Below are 2377 nucleotides of genomic sequence, written 5' to 3'. Positions count from 1 at the left end.
GGCATGGCTCTCCAAAGGGCCGCGTCCCGGGCCGCGACCCTTTGGAGAGCCATGCCCCGTCGCCTGTTCACCTCGGAGTCCGTGACCGAAGGTCACCCCGACAAGATCGCCGACCGGATCAGCGACACCGTCCTGGACGCGCTGCTGCGCCAGGACCCCTCCTCCCGCGTCGCGGTCGAAACCCTCATCACCACCGGCCAGGTCCACATCGCCGGCGAGGTCACCACCCGCGCCTACGCCCCCATCGCCCAACTGGTGCGCGAGGCCGTCCTGGAGATCGGCTACGACTCCTCGAAGAAGGGCTTCGACGGCGCTTCCTGCGGGGTGTCGGTGTCCATCGGTGCGCAGTCCCCGGACATCGCGCAGGGTGTCGACACGGCGTACGAGAACCGTGTGGAGGGCGACGACGACGAGCTCGACAAGCAGGGCGCGGGCGACCAGGGCCTGATGTTCGGCTACGCGACGGACGAGACGCCGACGCTGATGCCGCTGCCGATCTTCCTGGCGCACCGTCTCGCCAAGCGTCTGTCGGAGGTCCGCAAGAACGGGACCATCCCCTACCTGCGCCCGGACGGCAAGACGCAGGTCACCATCGAGTACGACGGCGACAAGGCGGTCCGTCTCGACACGGTCGTGGTCTCCTCGCAGCACGCCTCGGACATCGATCTGGAGTCGCTGCTGGCTCCCGACATCCGTGAGTTCGTGGTCGAGGCGGAGCTGAAGGCGCTGGTCGAGGACGGCATCAAGCTGGACACGGACGGCTACCGGCTGCTGGTGAACCCGACGGGCCGGTTCGAGATCGGCGGTCCGATGGGGGATGCGGGTCTGACCGGCCGGAAGATCATCATCGACACGTACGGCGGGATGGCCCGTCACGGCGGTGGCGCGTTCTCGGGCAAGGACCCCTCCAAGGTGGACCGTTCGGCGGCGTACGCGATGCGCTGGGTCGCCAAGAACGTCGTCGCCGCGGGCCTCGCCTCCCGCTGCGAGGTGCAGGTGGCGTACGCGATCGGCAAGGCCGAGCCGGTGGGCCTCTTCGTCGAGACCTTCGGCACGGCGAAGGTGGACACGGACCGGATCGAGAAGGCGATCGACGAGGTCTTCGACCTGCGTCCGGCCGCGATCATCCGTGACCTGGACCTGCTGCGGCCGATCTACGCGCAGACCGCGGCGTACGGCCACTTCGGCCGGGAGATCCCCGACTTCACGTGGGAGCGCACCGACCGCGCCGGACACCTGAGGGCGGCCGCCGGCCTCTGACCACCCCGCCCGGTGACGGGAGGGGGCCGTGGGAGCCGTAGGAAAGGAGAGTCGTCGTGCGTAGCGCGGTGACAGGACGCATCGCCACCGGGGGAGTGCGGGTGGCGGCCGAAGCGGGTTCCCGCCCGCACCGCTCGCCGCAGGCGCCCGCCCCCGGAGCGCCGGGGCCCCGTACAGGCCGGATCACGGCCGTTCTGATCAGCACCGAGCAGAGGAGGACGCGATGTACGACATCACCATCACCGAGGTGGACAGCAGGCCGTCCCAGGAGGCGGCGGACGCCCCCCTGCCCCTGTCCCTGCCGTTGTCCTGTACGCCGCCGCTGCTCCTGGCGGGGATCGACGAGGAGGAGTGGGGGGAGCCGCACGTGGTGCGCGGTATCGACTGACGCCGTCCGCCGCAACCGCGCCCGTGCCGTTCTCAAGTCATCCGCGAGCCGTTCTTGGCAGCCTGCGTAAGAACGCAAGAAGGAGACGGGCGACGCGTGGAAGGGGCGGGCATGGGACGGGTGCTGCGGGGCGGCCGGCGGGCGCTGGCGGACTATGTCGTACGGCGGCTGTGGCTGTCCCTGGTGGCCTTCGGCGCCTCCTACGAGCCGTTCGCCCAGCAGGCGGAGACGGCGGCGGGGCCGGAAGAAGGGCCCGGGTCCGCGCAGCGTCCCGGCGGGCCCTATGCCGGGCACCGGGCTCCCGACAGCGGCTGAGACACCGGCTGCCTGCGGCGGCCGGGGACGGGATGCGGGACGCGTTCGCCCCGGCGGCTCGCAGGCCCGGCGGCCCGGAGCGGGGACGTGGGCGTCGTGGATGCGGGCCGGCAGCCGGGTGCGGTCCTCGTCGAGGAACTCCGCCCGGGAGCCGGGGAGTTCGGGCCGCTTGCGCGGACCGGGCGCCGGGTCAAGGAGACGTCGGCGGTCCGTCGGAGGCGGGGCGGGGCGGTTGATGCCGGCCGGGGCTCGTTGCCCGCGGACGTGATCGCGCGCGGCGGCCGGGCCGGAGCGGGTGCGCTCGTGGCCGGCGGGGGAGGGGCGGGCCGGGAACACCGGCGCATCCCCTGGTGCGGGAGTAGTGGTGGGGCGGCCGGTGGCCGCCCCCTTTCTTGTCGGTTCGCGCTTCTGGTG

General features: G+C 72.3%; 3 protein-coding genes and 1 pseudogene. All 4 read left to right on the top strand.

Features of this window, described 5'->3' with window-relative positions; translation table 11 throughout:
- Positions 1-51 precede the first annotated feature (51 nt).
- Positions 52-1260 carry a methionine adenosyltransferase gene (gene metK / locus JHN63_RS51340; RefSeq protein ID WP_200691982.1) on the top strand — a complete coding sequence of 403 codons (1209 nt, stop codon included), beginning with the start codon at positions 52-54 and terminating at the stop codon, positions 1258-1260.
- A gap of 223 nt (positions 1261-1483) precedes the next feature.
- Positions 1484-1648, top strand: a complete 165-nt coding sequence (locus JHN63_RS51335; RefSeq protein ID WP_200691981.1) for a hypothetical protein — start codon at positions 1484-1486, stop codon at positions 1646-1648.
- A gap of 111 nt (positions 1649-1759) precedes the next feature.
- Positions 1760-1963 carry a hypothetical protein gene (locus JHN63_RS51330; RefSeq protein ID WP_200691980.1) on the top strand — a complete coding sequence of 68 codons (204 nt, stop codon included), beginning with the start codon at positions 1760-1762 and terminating at the stop codon, positions 1961-1963.
- Positions 1964-2050: 87 nt separating this feature from the next.
- Positions 2051-2377, top strand: a pseudogene (locus tag JHN63_RS53745) (hypothetical protein); the annotation flags it as partial.

Source organism: Streptomyces sp. MBT65 (genome assembly GCF_016612545.1).
Classification (GTDB): Bacteria; Actinomycetota; Actinomycetes; order Streptomycetales; family Streptomycetaceae; genus Streptomyces.
This window is presented reverse-complemented; position numbering and strand designations above follow the sequence as displayed.

What these genes read in the sequence shown, in the direction of transcription:
- metK (WP_200691982.1), top strand. Translation starts at nt 52, where the DNA reads ATGCCCCGTCGCCTGTTCACCTCGGAGTCCGTGACCGAAGGTCACCCC.
- JHN63_RS51335 (WP_200691981.1), top strand. Translation starts at nt 1,484, where the DNA reads ATGTACGACATCACCATCACCGAGGTGGACAGCAGGCCGTCCCAGGAG.
- JHN63_RS51330 (WP_200691980.1), top strand. Translation starts at nt 1,760, where the DNA reads ATGGGACGGGTGCTGCGGGGCGGCCGGCGGGCGCTGGCGGACTATGTC.